Raw genomic sequence first — 17860 nt, forward strand, 5'->3', positions numbered from 1 at the left:
TTCTTAAATTTTAAGCTTCTACGCCTTTAGCTGCTTTAATTACTTCTTCAGAAATACTTGAAGGAGTTTCAGCATAGTGTGAAAATTCCATTGTTGATGTTGCACGTCCTGAAGACAATGTTCTTAATGTTGTTACATATCCAAACATTTCAGATAATGGCACAGTTGCTTTTACAGTTTTTGCTCCAGCTCTATCTCCCATATCGTTTACTTGTCCTCTACGACGGTTTAAATCTCCTACTATATCACCCATATTTTCTTCTGGAGTAATTACCTCTAGTTTCATGATAGGTTCCATAATTACAGCCTTAGCAGCTTTTGCCGAATTCTTAAATCCAAGCTTAGCAGCCAATTCGAATGATAGTTGATCTGAATCGACATCATGATAAGAACCATCTTTCAATGTTACTTTCATAGAGTCTACTTCGTAACCTGCTAATGGACCGTTTACCATTGCCATTTTGAATCCTTTTTCAATTGAAGGGATAAATTCTTTAGGAACGTTACCACCTTTAATTATAGATTCAAACTGAAGTCCAGTTACACCTTCATCAGCTGGTTCAATTGTAAATACAATATCAGCAAACTTACCACGACCACCAGATTGTTTCTTATAAACTTCTCTATGATCTGCAGCTTGTGTAATAGCTTCTTTGTATTCTACTTGTGGTTGACCTTGGTTTACTTCTACTTTAAATTCGCGACGTAAACGGTCAACAATAATATCTAAGTGAAGCTCACCCATTCCAGAAATAATAGTCTGTCCTGAAGCTTCGTCTGTTCTTGCAGTAAAGGTTGGATCTTCTTCAGATAATTTAGATAAAGCCATTCCTAACTTATCCACATCTGCCTTAGTTTTTGGCTCCACAGCAATACCAATTACTGGATCTGGGAAGTCCATAGATTCTAAAACAATAGGATGTTTCTCGTCAGACATGGTATCTCCAGTCTTAATATCTTTAAATCCAACTGCTGCTCCAATATCTCCTGCTTCAATAAAATCTAAAGCAATTTGTTTATTAGAGTGCATTTGATAGATACGAGAAATACGTTCTTTTTTACCTGAACGGTTATTAAGGATGTATGATCCTGCATCTAAACGTCCTGAATAAGCACGGAAAAATGCTAAACGCCCCACAAAAGGATCTGTAGCAATTTTAAATGCTAAGGCAGCAAAAGGCTCCTTTACACTTGGCTTACGTCTCTCTTCTGCACCTGTGTCTGGGTTTGTACCCACAACACTTTCTCTATCCATTGGAGAAGGTAAGTAACGACATACAGCATCTAATAAGAATTGTACCCCTTTATTTTTGAACGATGATCCACATACCATAGGAATGATAGCCATATCCATTACAGCAGCTCTAAGTGCATTATGCACTTCTTCTTCTGTAATAGAATTTTCATCTTCCATGAATTTTTCTAGTAAGTCTTCATCATAACCAGCAACTTCCTCGATTAATAAAGCACGGTACTTACGTACTTCGTCTTTCATATCTTCAGGAATATCTACCACATCAAATGTAGAACCGTAGTTCTCATCGTGCCATACAATTGCTCTGTTTTTTACTAAATCTACAATACCTTTAAAATCGTCTTCTTCACCAATATTTAAAACAATTGGTACAGCGTTAGATTTCAACATATCTTTTACTTGTTGACAAACACCTAAAAAGTCAGATCCTTGACGGTCCATTTTATTAACGAAACCAATTCTTGGAACTTTATAGTTATCTGCTAGTCTCCAGTTAGTTTCAGATTGTGGCTCTACACCATCTACTGCACTAAATAAGAAAACCAAACCATCAAGTACACGTAACGAACGGTTTACCTCTACGGTAAAATCTACGTGACCTGGGGTGTCAATAATATTAAAGTGATAATCTTGAGCATCTGCTGTTGGCTTCGCGTTTTCCATTGGAAACGTCCAGTCGCAAGTTGTTGCAGCCGAAGTAATGGTAATACCTCTTTCTGCTTCTTGCTCCATCCAGTCCATTGTAGATGAACCCTGGTGGGTTTCACCCATTTTATGATTTACTCCTGTATAAAAAAGAATTCGCTCAGTTGTAGTTGTTTTACCAGCATCAATATGAGCTGCAATTCCAATATTTCTTGTTAATTTTAAATCTCTTGCCATCTGTTAAAATCTAAAGTGTGAGAATGCTTTGTTAGCTTCTGCCATTTTATGAGTATCTACGCGTTTCTTAACTGCTGCTCCTTCTTCTTTAGCTGCTGCTAAAATTTCAGAGGCCAAACGTTGAGCCATAGATTTTTCGTTTCTTTTACGCGCATAACCAATAAGCCATTTCATGGCTGTTGATACTTTTCTATCTGGACGAATCTGCATTGGAATCTGGAAGGTAGCACCTCCAACACGACGGCTACGTACTTCTACGTGAGGCATCACATTAGATAAAGCATCTTTCCATAATTCTAAAGCTGTCTTCTCTTCGTCTGTTTTCTTTTCTTCTACAATATCAATAGCATCGTAGAATACTTTAAAAGCTACTGACTTCTTACCGTCCCACATCATCATGTTCACAAAACGTGTAACTAATTGATCATTAAATCGTGGATCTGGTAAAAGCGGTCTCTTTTTTGCTGCTTTTTTTCTCATGTCTTCTTCTTAAGTTTTCTTAAATTAACTCTTAGGGCGTTTAGCTCCGTATTTAGATCTACGTTGTGTTCTACCTGCAACACCTGCTGTGTCTAAGGCACCACGAACGATGTGATATCTAACTCCCGGTAAATCTTTTACCCTTCCACCTCTAACCAATACTATCGAGTGCTCTTGTAGATTGTGTCCTTCTCCTGGAATGTAAGCGTTTACTTCTTTACCATTTGTTAACCTTACTCTCGCTACTTTACGCATTGCTGAGTTAGGTTTTTTTGGTGTTGTAGTGTAAACACGAGTACAAACTCCACGTCTTTGAGGACAAGAATCTAAAGCAACCGATTTACTCTTCTTGGTTATTTTGGTTCTTCCTTTTCTTACTAATTGTGAAATTGTTGGCATATATTTTCTATAATATTTTACAAATACCTCTTATTAGAGGGGTGCAAAGGTAGAATTTTATTTTAATTTTTCAAATCTTAAGAGATTAATTTTCAATTATTATGCTATTTTTTTTTCATAGTTCCTCCTTCATTTTTATAAAGTTAGAAACTAACACCATATATACTGGTGTTAAAAACCCAATAAAAACAAGGATAACTCGTTATAATTTTCAAAAATAAGTCGTAAAAATTAATACCCTATCGAAATTCTATATATGCTAAAAAATATTTCTTTAGAAGATATGTCAAAATTACTTTTTAGCTTAGTTTTACAAATCTAACAGTTTTAAACACGGTGTTAAAAAAACCATTCCTTTTCTTTACCATATTAAACATCTTATTTGTCCTTTTTTCTAAACAGGCATATGGGCAAGAATTGTACTTAAAATTACAAGGGAAAGATAGTATAGAAACCCAAGTTATAGATTCTATTAAATACAAAAAACGGTTTAAGGATTTCAACTCTTTAAACACAGAACTCGCTTCTTTTAAAAATAAGTTAGACCAACTGGGTTATATAGAACACAAACTAGAAAATACAGAGAAAACAGATTCTTTAATAACAGCGACCTTTTATTTATACAAAAAATACCACAGCCTAAAAATATTTTATGATGCGAAACTGGTTTCAAAAAATATACTTACAAAAATTTCCAAGCAGGTCTATGATGATTATTTTATAATTCCTTTGAAGGATACTGAAAAAAGTCTGACTTATATAAATTTAAAACTATCAGAACTTGGAGACCCATTCCATCAACTCAAGCTATCTAATATTATTTTAAATAAAACTTCAAATGACATCCAGGCCAAACTGATGACTTCAGAAAAAGTAGAAAAAAGACATATTGATAAGATTATAATTAAAGGTTATGAAAAATTCCCGAAATCTTATTTAAAATATTTTCTAAAAATAAAAGAGAACCAGCTTTTCAATTTAACAGAAATTAAAAAACAAGTCACTAATTTAAACCAACTCCCATTTGCCAGTCAATTAAAAGATCCAGAAGTTTTATTTACAAAAGACTCTACAAACTTGTATTTATTTTTAGAAAAAGTAAAAAGCAATAATTTTGATGGTTTTATAGGTTTTGGTACAAATGAAGAAACCAGCAAATTAGAATTTAGTGGGTATCTTAATTTAGAATTAAACAATAACCTTAATTATGGAGAGTCGCTTAGTTTGGTTTATAAAAGTGATGAAAACGAACAAAAGACCTTTCATGTCCAGTTAAACTTACCTTACCTTTTTGGAACTCCAATTGGTGCAGAATTAGAATTACGGCTTTTAAAAAGAGACTCCTCTTATTCTACGGCCGATCAAAATGCTAAAATTTTCTATCAATTAAATCCTAAAAATAAGTTATTTGCGGGTATCAGATCCATTCAGTCGAACAATTTATTGGACTCTATTAACAGAAATCCTAATATTCAGGATTATAAAACTGTATTTTACAATTTGAGGTACCAATATTTAAAAAGGCAAAAAAACCAACTTCTTTTTAACGTAAAAACCCTATTCGACCTCCAATTAGAAACGGGAAAAAGAGACTTTAACAAAACCAGCACCAAACAGTATCAATTTAATTTAGACGCCTTTAACATCTTTAGTCTCAACCAAAAGAACCATATTTATTTAAGAGTTCAAGGTTATAGTCTTTTTTCGGACACTTATTTTGAAAACGAATTGGCTCGATTTGGTGGCATTAACTCCATAAGAGGATTTGAAGAAAACAGCCTTTCCGCCACGTTATTCGGGGTTTTTAACACGGAATACAGATATGTATTTAACAACAGTTTATACGCACATACCATTATAGATTTTGCCTACTTAGAAAATAAGCTAGTAGAACAGAAGGAAAAGCTCTATAGTTTTGGCTTCGGATTTGGCCTAACTACCAAAGCTGGCCTACTAAAATTTAATTTTGCAAATGGCAAAACGGAGGCTCAAAGCTTTAAATTCTCAAATTCTCAAGTACACCTGAGCTTAACAGCCTATTTTTAGGATGATTTTAACGTAAAATGCCGTCATTTTTAAAAAAAATCAAAATTTTAACCCTTAAATATTGTTTAATTAACTTTTTATTATGATTTTTGGCGTAGACTAATTCAAATAAAATATAAAATGAAAACAAAGTTTAGTGGAATTTTAACGCTATTCCTAGCGTTTGTTGTGCAATTTACGTTTGCACAGGAAAAAACAATTTCAGGAACTGTGTCCGATGAAAACGGGTTACCTCTTCCTGGAGTTAATATTATTGTAAAAGGTACGACAAATGGTACTCAGACAGATTTTGATGGTAATTACTCCATCGTTGCTAGTACTGGAGATGTCTTATCTTACTCATTCGTTGGGTACACATCTAAAGAGATGACTGTTGGCGCTGCTAGCAGAATTAGCTTTAGTATGACACCGGATGTTACTGCAATTGATGAAGTTGTTGTTACAGCTCTTGGTATTAAAAAGGAAGAAAGAAGTATTGGGTATTCTGCTCAAAACCTGAAATCTGACGATTTAAACGAAGTTCCTGTAACAAACGTCGTTGACGCTTTATCAGGTAAAGTAGCTGGTGTAAACATTAGTAAATCTTCTGGAGATGTTGGTGCATCTACACGTATTACTATTAGAGGGGTTTCTACTATTTTCGGAAACTCACAACCTCTTATTGTAGTAGATGGTGTAGTAATGAACAACTCTACTTTTGGTGCAAACACTGGTACAGATGTACCTAACGGTCTTGCAGACATTAACCCTGAAGATATTGAGACCTTAAACGTTCTTAAAGGTGGTGCTGCTACATCTCTTTACGGGATGAGAGGTACTAACGGGGTAATTGTAATTACAACTAAGACTGGAAAACAAGGTGAAGCTTTAGGTATTACTCTATCGAGTAATGTAAGTTTCTCTAACCCTTATATCTTCCCTAACTATCAAAACTCTTATGGTCAAGGTTTAAACCAATCATACTTTGAGTTTAAAGATGGTTTTGGATATGACGGTGGTGCTGCTTCTGGAGATGGTGGAACAGACGAGAGTTGGGGACCTGCTTTAGATGCTGGTTTTAACTTTGTTCAATTCCAATCTTTAATTGACAATCCAGACAATCCACAAGCATTACCATGGGTATCTAACCCAGATAGTGTTAAGAACGATTTCTACAACACGGGATTATCAACAAGTAACACCTTATCCTTAAACGGTTCTACAGATAAAGCTTCTTATAGAGTATCTATGGGATTAACTGATGCTGAAGGGATTGTTTACAATACAGATTTAAAGAAATACAATATTTCTGGTAACGTAAACTTCGATTTAGGAGAAAGATGGTCTGCAGGAGTTTCTGCTATGTATGTTAAGAGTTCTTCTGAAAACAGAAACGCTGTTGGATATGGAGATCCAGATAACCAAATTGGACAATTAGTATGGGGTGCAAGACAAGTTGATTGGAGTGCCTTAAGAGATTGGAAAAACCTTCCAATGATCGAAACTAACGTACCTGGTATCTATACACCATTAAACTGGAACTTAAGTTTTAACAATAACCCTTTCTGGGCATTAGATAATAACTTACACCCATGGGAAAGAAACAGATGGGTAGGATCTATTAACTTAGGTTATGAAATCTCTGATAAATTAAGCATCTCTGGTTCTACAGGTATTGACTACTTTGATGACCAAAGAGAAACTCAACGTTCTTTTGGAACAGCTGATAACCGTAATGGATTCTATCAAGTTGTTAACAGAAACAACTACGAGGTAAACACACAGGCTATCTTAGCGTATAACACAAAACTAGGATCTAGTGAAGACTTTGGTTTAAACTTAAGTTTTGGTGGTAACGTAATGAGACAAAACTATAGATTGATGGCAGGTACTGCAGAACAATTGGTTTTAGACAAATTATTTAATTTATCTAACTCTGCTGGAGCTCCAATTATTCAACAGTCGTCGTCTAAAAGAGCCATTAACAGTTTATTTGGAACTGGACAATTAAGCTATAAGAACTACGTATATTTAGACTTTAGTGGACGTAATGACTGGGCGTCGGTACTTCCAAAAGACAACAATAGTTTCTTTTACCCAGCTGTATCTTTAAGTTTAGTTGTAAGTGATATGTTTAATTTAGACAAAAACACAGTTTCTTTCTTAAAATTAAGAGGTGCATGGGCACAAACAGGTAGTGCAGGTCCATTAGGTCCATACAACGTATCTCCAACTTATTCTTTAAGTAACTCTCCATTAAATGGTGCAGATCCAACAGCTTTATTAGGTGCAGTTTTATGGAATGCTGACATTAAGCCACAACAAGAAACTGAATTTGAGATTGGTATTGATGCCAGATTTTTCCAAAACAGATTACGTTTAGACTTTTCTTACTACGACAAAGAAGCAACAGATGTAATTTTACCTGTTGATGTTTCCGCAGCGTCCGGATATACTAACGTATGGGATAACGCAGCAACCATTTCTAACAAGGGTATTGAGTTAGTATTAGGTGCTGATATTATTAGAAGTGCAGAAGCTGATGGCTTTAACTTTGGATTAGATATTAACTTTGGTAAAAACGATAACATGGTTAGCAATATTGCTGGAGACGCTGTTAATTTATCTGATGGAGGTTTATGGAACGTAAACACTCAAGCTAGAAATGGTTATCCAATTGGTGCTATCTACGGACCAGCTTTTGCACGTTCTGAGAGTGGCGCAATTATCTACGACAACGGTTTACCTGTTATTGCTAGTGAATATAAAGTACTTGGAAACTCTCAAGCCGACTGGGTTGGAGGTTTAGCTCTTAATGCGTCTTACAAAGGATTTAGATTTAGAACTTTATTTGATGTTAAGAGTGGAGGAGAAGTTTATTCTCAAACAAACACTTGGGGTATGTTAGCTGGGGTTTTAGAAGAAACTATACCTGGAAGAGAAACTGGTGTTATTGGAAATGGTGTTATGTCTGACGGAAACGGTGGATATGTACAAAACAACGTTGTTCAAACAGCACAAGCTTATTACTCTTCAGCATTTAGCCAAAACGTAGCTGAGTCTTCTGTATTCGATGCGTCTTTTGTTAAATGGAGAGAACTTTCTATCGGGTATACAATTCCATCTAAACTATTCAATAACATAGCAATCGAATCAATTGATTTAGGTGTGAACGTAAGAAACTTAGCTGTTCTATATAAAAATGCACCTCATATCGATCCTGAAACAGGTTTTGGTACAGGTACAGGGCAACAAGGTTTAGAGTACGCTCAAACGCCTTCAGCAAGAAATATAGGTTTCAGCGTAAATGTTAAATTTTAATAAAAAGAAAAAGATGAAAAAATATAATAAAATTTCTTTGTTGTTATCTTTATTCTTAGTTCTCGGACTAACAAGTTGTGATAAAGATTTCGATGAAATTAATAAAGACCCGAACAATCCAACACAAATTAATGTGGATTTGGAATTGGGGTATATACAAAGAACATTGGTTAATACCCTCAATGATTACTTTTTAGCTGGAGAAGCTTCAGATGCTTGGGTACAACATTTATCTAAGCCTGTTTATAACGATGCAGACAGATATTTCCCTAGAATTGGTGTAATAGACCGTACTTGGGTAAATTTATATGCCAGTGTAATTAACGAAGCACAAGACATGTATGACTTAGCTGGAGAAGCAGATAATCAAGTTGTACAAGGAGTTTCTTTAACTTTGCAAGCAATTGCATTCCAAACCTTAGCTGATTTTTATGGAGATATTCCAGTATCTGAAGCTAACCAAGGTGGTGCAAATCCATTCCCTGCTTACGATACTCAAGCTTCAGCTTATACGCAGATTTTGGGCATGTTAACTAATGCGAATACTTTATTAAGTGGTAATGGTTCTATTTCTGCGAGTCAAGATTTAATCTATGGTGGTAATGTTGCTAAATGGAAAAAATTAGCTGCTTCAGTTAAGTTTAGAGCTATGATGAGAATTTCTGATACGCCTCAGTTTGATGCAAGTGTATTACAAACTTTAGCTAATTCAGGAAACTTAATTACAAACCAAGCAGACGACGCGTTTATCTCTTACCAAACTGAAAACTCTCCTAACACAAACCCTTTTTACAATATTGTACTAACGGGAAGACAAGGAGAATGGTGTATGGGAGAAGCACTAGTTGATTTTATGGTTGCAGAAGGTGACCCAAGATTAGCAGTTTATGCTAACCCATTGGATGATGGTACGTATCGTGGTAAGCCAGCCGGTTATATTAACCCAGGACAGGCTGGATTTGCTCCAGGAACTGTTTCTGAAGTTGGTGACGCTTATTTAGCGGCAGATGCACCACAGTATATTTTATCTGCAGCACAAATAAACCTATTATTAGCTGAAGCAGCTTTTGAAGGTTATATTGGAGGAAGTCCAGCAGCATATTTCCAAGCTGGTGTTGATGCTTCTTTAGCAATTAACGGTTTACCAGCTGGTTCATATACTCCCGCATACCTAGGCTACCAATCAATTGCTGAGCAGTTATGGGTATCTACATTTATGCAAGGTTCTGAGGCGTGGAACGAATGGAGAAGAACAGATATTCCTGTGTTAACTCCTGCCGTAGATCCTCAACCAGGTGTAAATAGTGTACCAACTAGATATACTTACCCTACTAGTGAGCAGTCTTTAAATTCTGCTAACCTTAATGCTGCAATAGCAAACCAAGGTGCGGATGCATTGACTACAAAACTTGATTGGGACAGAAATTAATAAAAAAAAATAAAAAAAATGAAAACTAAATATTTTACAAAAATCATGATTCTGGCTTTGATGGTATCCATATTTTCTTGTGACACCGATGATCAGGCAGAAGTTTTAAATGATGCAAATACAGCAGGTGCCTTAGTATCAGTTAGTGCAACCCCTAATAGTTCTATATTGGGACAGCCTGAGCCAGGAGTAGATTTAGATGACGCTCTTGTGGAAATAACAAATGCCTATTTAAATATGACTGTTAGTTCGGTTAACGGAAGTATGGATAATATTTCTAAAATTCAAATTGTAAAGTCATACAACGGAGGAGAAGAAGCTGTTGCTGGAGAAAGCACCACTTTACCTTTTAACCTAGAAATAGATAACTTAACAGATTTATTATCTGGAACAGGTGTTGTTGAAGATGATTTAAGAATTGGTGGAGTACTATTATTAAGAACAAAGGTGTTTACAACCGATGGAAACGTATACTACTATAGTACAGGTATGGGTAATTACAGTATGGTTGTAAACTGCTCATCTAATTTAGCAGGACTTTATTACAACCCTGCTGTTCCTGCTGCTTGTAATGCAGATAACCTGGCTACCGTAACAGAAGTATCCCCAGGTAGATATTTTGTATCTAGTATGTCTGATTATAATTTTGTACCAGACATATGTATCGGTTTTTATATGATTGACGTATGTGGTGTATTAACTTATGACGGTGGTGACTTAGAGGACAATGGATACTCAGGTGCTCCTGGGCATGGAATTGTTAATGCTGATGGAAGTTTTACCTTTACAGCTTATCTTGATGCAGCCTCATACGAAGGAACAAGTACTTATGTACCAGTACCATAATTTTAATTTAAAAAAACAGATAAAATGAAAAACATATTTAAAACGCTAAGTATAATTCTTACAACCACTGTATTGTTCTACTCTTGTAGCGAAGATGATGTTACAGGTGCGAGTATGATAAACTATACGAGTCCAACCGTGACATTAACCACTGCAAGTACAAATGTGGTTGTTGATGAGAGCGCGATAGACCCAGACACAGGACATGTGATAGCCGTTTCGGCTTCAATTCCTGAACCAGTGATGGCAAATCTATATATTTACCTTGAACAAACTGGAGGAACAGCAGGTTCTGGCGACTATAGCATCAATGGTCCTATTGAAATTAAAGCAGGAACTACAACAGGATCTACTTCGGTAACAATCTATCAAGATTGTGAAAGTGGTGTAGAAGGAGACGAAACATTAACTATTGCTAATGTTAGTCCTACTACTAATGCGAATGTAACTCCATTTTCTATGGATATTTCAATTGAAAATGACTATGTAAATGACGTTATTGAATTTGAATTTGATTGGTCTGGAGAGTACACTTACACTTCTGATGTGCCATCTGAGGTAACTATCGATTTCTGTGAGTCAGATTTAGATTTCGTACTAGCGGATGCTAATGGAAATGCTTTAGGATACATTGCAGGAACTGCATCTTGTCCGGAAGCAGGAGGATTTGGAGGATTACCTGATGGTGATTATATTATCCTTGCTGAAGTTTACAGCAGTCCATTTAGTGCAGAAGGTTTAAATGTACCAATGCCTATCTCAGTTAGCTACGATCAATGTGGTTTCTCTGGAGGAAGCTTCGTTAATGAAGTCTTAAATACTGATACACTTGCTGGAGACGTTATTCCAATTGCAACTGTAACCGTATCTGGAGGATATAACTACACAGTTACTCCTTGGGAATAGATAACATGTTATAATAATAACTAAAAACCACCTCTTCCGAGGTGGTTTTTTTTTATACCTTTGACACATGGAAAAGAGCACACAAATATTTGGATTACGAGCCATAATTGAAGCAATAAATTCTGGGGAAACTATAGAGAAAGTTTTTCTTCAAAAAGGCTTACATGGCGATTTATACAACGAACTAGATACTTTGGTTCGAAAGAAAAATATTTCTAGTTCCTATGTTCCTGTTGAAAAACTAAATAGGTTAACGGATAAAAACCATCAAGGTGCTATTGCTCAAATCTCGCCGGTAAGTTTCCATGATATTGAAGATTTAGTTCTAAATGTTATTGAATCTGGACAGACTCCCTTGTTTCTACTCTTAGATCAAATAAGCGATGTTAGAAATTTTGGAGCCATCATTAGAACAGCAGAATGTACTGGTGTTCATGGTATTATTATTCAGAAAAAAGGTGGCGCTCCCGTTAATGGAGATACTATAAAAACAAGTGCAGGGGCCGTATTTAAAGTCCCTCTTTGTAAAGTAGACCATATTAAAGATGCTATGTTCTATTTACAAGCCTCTGGAATAAAAGTGATAGCAGCAACCGAAAAAACCGAAAATACCATTTACGATGTGTCCTTTACTGAACCTTGTGCTATTATTATGGGCTCGGAAGGCCGAGGTATCAATCCATCTGTATTGAAATTAGTGGACGATAAGGCAAAGCTTCCTCTCTTAGGAGACATAGAATCTTTAAACGTTTCTGTGGCCTGTGGCGTTATGCTCTACGAAGTACTTAGACAAAGACGCTAATATAAGAATTGTGTTTTAAGCTGGTATCCGTCTAAAAGTTTAACTGAAAAAATTACTCCTTATTCGGTTTATAGGTGTAACGAATAGTTGCCCTGCCCTCCTGCTCCACTATAACTTCATTTTCAGAATTCTGGACATTTTCAGCATCTATTTCAATATTTACTCGAGGCTTGGTTTCAGCTTCAGAATCAGTCCTCGTTTCAGTTTCCAGGGTTTCAATAAAGTTGCCATTTTCGTCAAAATGTTTTAAAAACGGATCCTCTTCTTCATTATAATCAGCCTCTTCCCAAGCATATTTTTTAGGACTAGCAATTTGCTTTTTAAAAATAATAGCAAATAATAGACCTGTAACTAAACCAGCCGTATGTCCTTCCCAAGAAACACCTTCTTTAATAGGTAATACATACCAAATCATACTTCCATATAGGAATACCACTAATAAAGACAGAGCAATTAAGCGATAATGCTTAGCAAGAATGCCCTTAAAAAATGTAAAACTTACCAATACATAAATTAAACCACTGGCTCCAATATGGTAAGATGGTCTCCCTATGCTCCAGGTAATTAGTCCGGACAGTAGGATGCCATAAAATAAAACCTTCCAGGCAATGGGTTTATAAAAATAAAACAAAGCGGCTGTTAGCACAAACAAAGGAATGGTGTTATGGTAGAGATGAGTTATTCCAGAATGAATAAAAGGACTAAAAACAACACCTCGAAGTCCTTTTAGCGTTTGTGGATATATTCCTAATTTTGTGAAGTCTAAACCAAAACGAATTTCAACCCAAAAAACCAGCCATATTAGCAGTACAAAAAAGATAGGTGCTAAAATTACGCTATTTGAAAATTGAAAATGCTCGTCAGATTTCATAGTTAAATTTAAAGTAATTATAACAAATAAACGACCATAAATGGGATTCGTGATAAATTGTCAGTATGGCCTCAATAATTAGAAATTATAACATGAAGCATGCCCCATAAACTGTAACCAGATATTACAAATTATAAACCATAACGATTGCATACTGCCTCCGTAGTGAATCCGTAGTGAATCCGTGCCAAATAAATTATAACTAAGTTCCCTCCCCCGAAAGAAATCGGGAAGTTAAAGACAGGCGGACAGACAAAATCTATAAGTATAGCGGTCTTGATTCTTTTATGGAAAATAAGTGATTTCAAGATCTAAGACGCATGAAATCCCGGTCTTTATTCTGATCTATACTCTGAAACAAAAATCAATAATTAATAATGAGATAAGATTCTTGCTTTCGCAGGAATTTGGTAATTTTACATTATGAATGAGCCATTAGCAGAACGATTAAGACCCAAAACTTTAGAAGACTATATTAGTCAGACACATCTAGTTGGAGAAAATGGCGCTTTAACCAGGCAAATTAAACAAGGCTTGATTCCTTCTATGATACTTTGGGGTCCACCAGGAATTGGTAAAACCACCTTGGCACATATTATTGCCACGGCCTCTGGAAGGCCATTTTACACCTTAAGTGCCATAAGCTCTGGTGTAAAAGATGTACGAGAAGTTATTGAAAAAGCAAAATCTAGTGGTGGCCTTTTTACAACCAAGAATCCGATATTATTTATTGACGAAATACATAGATTTAGCAAATCTCAGCAAGACTCTTTATTACAAGCTGTAGAAAAAGGATGGGTAACTTTAATTGGAGCCACTACTGAGAATCCAAGTTTTGAAGTTATTCCAGCACTTTTATCGCGTTGTCAGGTTTATATACTGAATTCTTTTAGTAAAACGGATTTAGAAGCACTTTTAAAGCGCGCTATAGAAAAAGATGTACATATCTCTAAAAAAAACATAAACCTAAAGGAAACAGAGGCTCTATTACGACTTTCTGGAGGCGATGCCAGAAAATTATTGAATATTTTTGAATTGATAGTCAATTCTGAAACTGCAGATAGCATTATTATTACTAACGAATCTGTTTTACAGAAAGTTCAAAATAACACGGTTCGTTATGACAAAACCGGAGAACAGCATTACGACATAATTTCAGCTTTTATAAAATCTATTCGTGGCAGCGATCCAAATGCAGCTGTATATTGGTTAGCCAGAATGATTGAAGGTGGAGAAGATGTAAAGTTTATTGCTAGAAGATTACTTATTCTGGCAAGTGAAGATATTGGCAATGCCAACCCTACGGCTTTAATTATGGCTAATAATACCTTTCAAGCTGTGTCTACTATTGGCTATCCAGAATCTCGAATTATACTTAGTCAGTGTGCCACATATTTGGCCTGTTCGGCTAAAAGTAATGCAGCTTATGAAGCTATTAATACCGCTCAGCAATTAGTAAGACAAACTGGAGATTTATCTGTTCCTCTAGCCATTAGAAATGCGCCAACAAAACTTATGAAAGAATTGGGTTATGGCGAAGACTATAAATACGCTCATAGCTACACTAATAATTTTGCTGAGCAAGAGTTTTTACCAGAAGAAATAAAAAACACCAAGCTTTACAATCCTGGAGCTAACTCGAGAGAAAACATCCATCGCGAATTTTTAAAACAACGCTGGAAAGACAAATACAACTATTAAAGTTTGATATTTAATTTGGTATTCTTCTCTCCTTTTTCAGTGTTTTCTGAAAGAATCCACGAACCATCTTCTTTATACACCATGGCATTTTTACCTTGAACCATAAAAGCTTCCGGGTTTCTAGTGCTTAGTAAAACCATAACTACTTTAGACGATTTATCAACCAACTGATAGCCTTTATCTGTTTTTTGAGCAAATAATAAGGTTTCTTGAGTTGTAGAAACTGTATCCGCACCTTCTAAATTATTTGGTGCTGGCGCAGTTACAATAACATCTGCATCCGTTTGGGAATTGTTCTCTTCCTTTAAGCTAGCTATTTCTTTCTTTAAGTCTTCAATCTCTTGTTTACTGGCTTGGTTGGCAGAACTCCCCATAGCCAAAATAGCTTCGTTTGGAGTGTATTTATAATTCAATGCCTGAACATGTAAAAAGGCATCTCGCAATGCTTTATTATATGCAACAGCATACTTCTTTTCGAAACTAAAACCTTCTTCAGAGAGATAAACAATCTCCTTGTTGCAGTTTTTTAATTGGATCTTCATTTTCGTTTTAAACAGACTAGGATCCTTAATAACATCTGCTTTTAAAGCCAAGCATGGATTAAACCTCAAGTCTTGAGGGAAAGTATCGTCTTCTTTTAAAGCAGTAAAACCATATTTATTAAATAAAAAATGTGAAATTGAATTTAGCTGATACTGATCGGCTTCAGATAAAAAATCATATTTATCAGGGACAATTACGTATTTATAATCGTTGACGCTTTGTTGTGCAAATGCAGAAAAAGATGAAATTACAAAAAGCGTAATTATAAGAAGGTTTTTTAACATGTTGAGTGACTTTTTAATTCGTGCAAAGATAGCCAAGTTTTACAAAAACAATTTTAATTCGTTTAGATTATTTATCTGTTTAACAGGATGCTTTATGCTTGTTTTTAAATAATTAAAATGAATGGCCTCCATTCCAAAATCTATAGCACCTTGAATATCGGCTTCTATATTGTCTCCAATCATGACACTCGTTTTTGGACTGGCATTTACTTTTTTTAAAGCGTGATTAAAGATTATAGGATTTGGCTTCTTTACGCCCACTTCTTCAGAATGTGTAACCGATTTAAAAAAATGATGGATCTTAGAATTTCGAAGTTTACTCTCTTGGGCTTCTTGAAATCCGTTTGTTATAATATGTAATTGGTACTTTGGTTGCAAATAACTCAAAATGTCTAAAGCATCAGAAAACAAATGGTTGAAGGAGCTTAAATAGGTAATATAATCTTCAGACAGCTTGTTAATTAAGGTACTATCTGCTTGAAAAGATATTTTTTTAAACGTGTCGTCTAATCTATTATAGCGTAAAGATTCCTTATCTATTTTTTCCTCTCTATACAGTTTCCAATAATCCAGATTAATAGCTTCGTAATGATTTAAGAAATCCTCCAAATCTATAGCTACATTGTACATTCTAAATATTTTATCGAAAGTTAGTGCCGAGTTTTTATCAAAATCCCAAAGGGTATGATCTAAATCGAAAAAAACATCTTTAATTCCTTCCATCTTCATGTCCTGATTCTAAAATAATATTAAACAATTCTTTATATCCTTTCCATCTGTCCACATCGCTAAAGGTATAATTATGAAAGATGGGGACAAATTCACCATTTACTTTCTTTACTTCATTAATTACTTGATTTAAGGCTTTTTTCTTATCTAATAGCGACTGATTTTTTAATAAAGAATAATCCAGCACATGGTAAGATGTTATCTTTAAAGGTGTTTTAATTTCGTAATCTAAGTCGTAAAAGTAAAAAGGAGTACATGTTCCTGCCCTAAAACCAGCCTGGTTAATATAGCCCATGGTATAATCTTCAAAAATTTCCAATTCAACTAAGTTTCTATAAGATTCTGGTAAATTTAATTTAGAGAACGACTGTCTAGTGGCTGTTAAAGAGCTGTTCAAAATTGCTTCCATTCGTTTTTTCTCCTTTTTAAGAATGGCTTTATCATCTAAAGCAAAGTAGGACACTTTTAGACCCACCTGGCAATAATCTGCTACCTGTTTGATTAGTGTAATAAACTTCTTTTTTTGGGCATCTACCCCTTTATCGTACGTAGAATAATCGCCAATTAAAAAGAAAAACAAGAACTTATAATTGGAGTGTTTCTGTTTATTAATAATATATTTAAAAGTATCATAGGTATCTCTTTTCAATCCAAAAAGCACCAGGTATCTATAATACAGTTTTTTAAAATTAAAATTCAAAATATCTTTAGCCGTTCCTCCCAGCGTCCTCATTATCCCTTTTAATTTAAAATTATAAGCTGAGGGTACATCGATAATAGGTTTTACTGAATAGGTTCTTTCTGGAAACTGAAAATCCGGATAATTTTGTTCTAGGACTTTTCTAAATTTAAAAGCCCAAATATCTATCACTGGTTGATGTAAAAAATGGTGTTCTAAGGCCAAACTTTCTTGAGCTGTAAACCGACCATATTCATCTTTTACATGCGGCAAATACTCTTCGTATCTACTAAGTAAATAAAAGCTAGCCGAAAATATATCGAAAGGGATAGCACTTTTTTCACCTGTATAAAAAAAGCATTTGGTTTCTTCCCAGTCTTGAACCTGGATTTCAACGTCTGAAATGCCCTGCTCAAAAAGAATGTCGTGGCTTCTTACAAATATCTCATTGCTTAAAGGCTGTCTGGTATAAGACATTTTTAGACTATCGTGGGCAATAAAGTCTTCTATAGTAGTCGTAAATTCCACAGGAATACCCAATATTCTAGTAAAGATTTGTTTAAAAGAATATTTTAATCGCGGTGATATTTTATGTGTATAAACTAATAACATGTATAAGAGCAAATTTAAAATTTAAAACTCCAAAGACATAATAATTGTATTTTTTTTGACATTTACTTTATATGGGCACGTAGGAGGTTTGTAATT

General features: G+C 34.9%; 14 protein-coding genes. 7 read left to right on the plus strand and 7 right to left on the minus strand.

The window, feature by feature from the left end; translation table 11 throughout:
- Window positions 1–10 precede the first annotated feature (10 nt).
- Genes fusA through rpsL form a run of 3 tightly spaced genes read right to left on the minus strand, consistent with a single transcriptional unit; the run spans window position 11 to window position 3016 of the window.
- Window positions 11–2137, minus strand: a complete 2127-nt coding sequence (fusA, locus tag OS188_RS07880) for an elongation factor G (protein WP_267148286.1) — start codon at window positions 2135–2137, stop codon at window positions 11–13.
- Window positions 2138–2140: 3 nt separating this feature from the next.
- A complete protein-coding gene (gene rpsG / locus OS188_RS07885) occupies window positions 2141–2617 on the minus strand; it encodes a 30S ribosomal protein S7 (protein ID WP_267148287.1) in 477 nt (158 codons plus the stop codon).
- 24 nt (window positions 2618–2641) lie between these two features.
- Window positions 2642–3016, minus strand: a complete 375-nt coding sequence (gene rpsL, locus OS188_RS07890; RefSeq protein ID WP_109308662.1) for a 30S ribosomal protein S12 — start codon at window positions 3014–3016, stop codon at window positions 2642–2644.
- 417 nt (window positions 3017–3433) lie between these two features.
- On the opposite strand from rpsL, the gene OS188_RS07895 reads away from it, so the two are divergent.
- The 6 genes from OS188_RS07895 (at window position 3434) to rlmB (ending at window position 12345) form a co-directional block, all read left to right on the plus strand.
- Window positions 3434–5062, plus strand: a complete 1629-nt coding sequence (locus OS188_RS07895) for a POTRA domain-containing protein (RefSeq protein WP_267148288.1) — start codon at window positions 3434–3436, stop codon at window positions 5060–5062.
- A gap of 120 nt (window positions 5063–5182) precedes the next feature.
- A complete protein-coding gene (locus OS188_RS07900; protein ID WP_267148289.1) occupies window positions 5183–8362 on the plus strand; it encodes a SusC/RagA family TonB-linked outer membrane protein in 3180 nt (1059 codons plus the stop codon).
- A gap of 13 nt (window positions 8363–8375) precedes the next feature.
- Complete coding sequence (locus tag OS188_RS07905; RefSeq protein ID WP_267148290.1) at window positions 8376–9791, plus strand: SusD/RagB family nutrient-binding outer membrane lipoprotein; 1416 nt, start codon at window positions 8376–8378, stop codon at window positions 9789–9791.
- An 18-nt stretch (window positions 9792–9809) separates the two neighbouring features.
- Window positions 9810–10637 (plus strand): hypothetical protein, encoded by an 828-nt coding sequence (locus OS188_RS07910; RefSeq protein ID WP_267148291.1) that lies wholly within the window; start codon window positions 9810–9812, stop codon window positions 10635–10637.
- 24 nt (window positions 10638–10661) lie between these two features.
- Complete coding sequence (locus tag OS188_RS07915; protein ID WP_267148292.1) at window positions 10662–11543, plus strand: hypothetical protein; 882 nt, start codon at window positions 10662–10664, stop codon at window positions 11541–11543.
- Window positions 11544–11610: 67 nt separating this feature from the next.
- The gene (gene rlmB, locus OS188_RS07920) at window positions 11611–12345 is read left to right on the plus strand and encodes a 23S rRNA (guanosine(2251)-2'-O)-methyltransferase RlmB (RefSeq protein WP_267148293.1); all 735 of its coding nucleotides are present in this window, start codon (window positions 11611–11613) and stop codon (window positions 12343–12345) included.
- Window positions 12346–12397: 52 nt separating this feature from the next.
- Here the strand turns inward: rlmB and OS188_RS07925 are convergent, their stop codons facing one another.
- Window positions 12398–13216: a rhomboid family intramembrane serine protease gene (locus OS188_RS07925; RefSeq protein WP_267148294.1), complete on the minus strand. Its 819-nt coding sequence runs from the start codon at window positions 13214–13216 to the stop codon at window positions 12398–12400.
- Between the two features lie 423 nt (window positions 13217–13639).
- On the opposite strand from OS188_RS07925, the gene OS188_RS07930 reads away from it, so the two are divergent.
- Window positions 13640–14917: a replication-associated recombination protein A gene (locus OS188_RS07930; protein WP_267148295.1), complete on the plus strand. Its 1278-nt coding sequence runs from the start codon at window positions 13640–13642 to the stop codon at window positions 14915–14917.
- On the opposite strand, the gene OS188_RS07935 is transcribed toward OS188_RS07930, so the two are convergent.
- The 3 genes from OS188_RS07935 to OS188_RS07945 are packed head-to-tail and all read right to left on the minus strand — an operon-like array spanning window position 14914 to window position 17764.
- Window positions 14914–15744 carry a hypothetical protein gene (locus OS188_RS07935; RefSeq protein ID WP_267148296.1) on the minus strand — a complete coding sequence of 277 codons (831 nt, stop codon included), beginning with the start codon at window positions 15742–15744 and terminating at the stop codon, window positions 14914–14916. The two genes, OS188_RS07930 and OS188_RS07935, sit on opposite strands and share 4 nt — an antisense overlap.
- Before the next feature lie 39 nt (window positions 15745–15783).
- The gene (locus OS188_RS07940) at window positions 15784–16473 is read right to left on the minus strand and encodes a YjjG family noncanonical pyrimidine nucleotidase (protein WP_267148297.1); all 690 of its coding nucleotides are present in this window, start codon (window positions 16471–16473) and stop codon (window positions 15784–15786) included.
- Complete coding sequence (locus OS188_RS07945; protein ID WP_267148298.1) at window positions 16454–17764, minus strand: polysaccharide deacetylase family protein; 1311 nt, start codon at window positions 17762–17764, stop codon at window positions 16454–16456. The genes OS188_RS07940 and OS188_RS07945 overlap by 20 nt, the downstream gene beginning before the upstream one ends.
- Window positions 17765–17860 lie beyond the last annotated feature (96 nt).

The sequence above is a fragment of the Xanthomarina sp. F1114 genome (assembly GCF_026410255.1).
GTDB lineage: Bacteria > Bacteroidota > Bacteroidia > Flavobacteriales > Flavobacteriaceae > Xanthomarina.

Excerpts from the sequence above, each read along its gene's own strand:
- fusA (WP_267148286.1), bottom strand. The coding sequence starts at position 2,137 with ATGGCAAGAGATTTAAAATTAACAAGAAATATTGGAATTGCAGCTCAT.
- rpsG (WP_267148287.1), bottom strand. The coding sequence starts at position 2,617 with ATGAGAAAAAAAGCAGCAAAAAAGAGACCGCTTTTACCAGATCCACGA.
- rpsL (WP_109308662.1), bottom strand. The coding sequence starts at position 3,016 with ATGCCAACAATTTCACAATTAGTAAGAAAAGGAAGAACCAAAATAACC.
- OS188_RS07900 (WP_267148289.1), top strand. The coding sequence starts at position 5,183 with ATGAAAACAAAGTTTAGTGGAATTTTAACGCTATTCCTAGCGTTTGTT.
- OS188_RS07905 (WP_267148290.1), top strand. The coding sequence starts at position 8,376 with ATGAAAAAATATAATAAAATTTCTTTGTTGTTATCTTTATTCTTAGTT.
- OS188_RS07910 (WP_267148291.1), top strand. The coding sequence starts at position 9,810 with ATGAAAACTAAATATTTTACAAAAATCATGATTCTGGCTTTGATGGTA.
- OS188_RS07915 (WP_267148292.1), top strand. The coding sequence starts at position 10,662 with ATGAAAAACATATTTAAAACGCTAAGTATAATTCTTACAACCACTGTA.
- rlmB (WP_267148293.1), top strand. The coding sequence starts at position 11,611 with ATGGAAAAGAGCACACAAATATTTGGATTACGAGCCATAATTGAAGCA.
- OS188_RS07925 (WP_267148294.1), bottom strand. The coding sequence starts at position 13,216 with ATGAAATCTGACGAGCATTTTCAATTTTCAAATAGCGTAATTTTAGCA.
- OS188_RS07930 (WP_267148295.1), top strand. The coding sequence starts at position 13,640 with ATGAATGAGCCATTAGCAGAACGATTAAGACCCAAAACTTTAGAAGAC.
- OS188_RS07935 (WP_267148296.1), bottom strand. The coding sequence starts at position 15,744 with ATGTTAAAAAACCTTCTTATAATTACGCTTTTTGTAATTTCATCTTTT.
- OS188_RS07940 (WP_267148297.1), bottom strand. The coding sequence starts at position 16,473 with ATGAAGATGGAAGGAATTAAAGATGTTTTTTTCGATTTAGATCATACC.
- OS188_RS07945 (WP_267148298.1), bottom strand. The coding sequence starts at position 17,764 with ATGTTATTAGTTTATACACATAAAATATCACCGCGATTAAAATATTCT.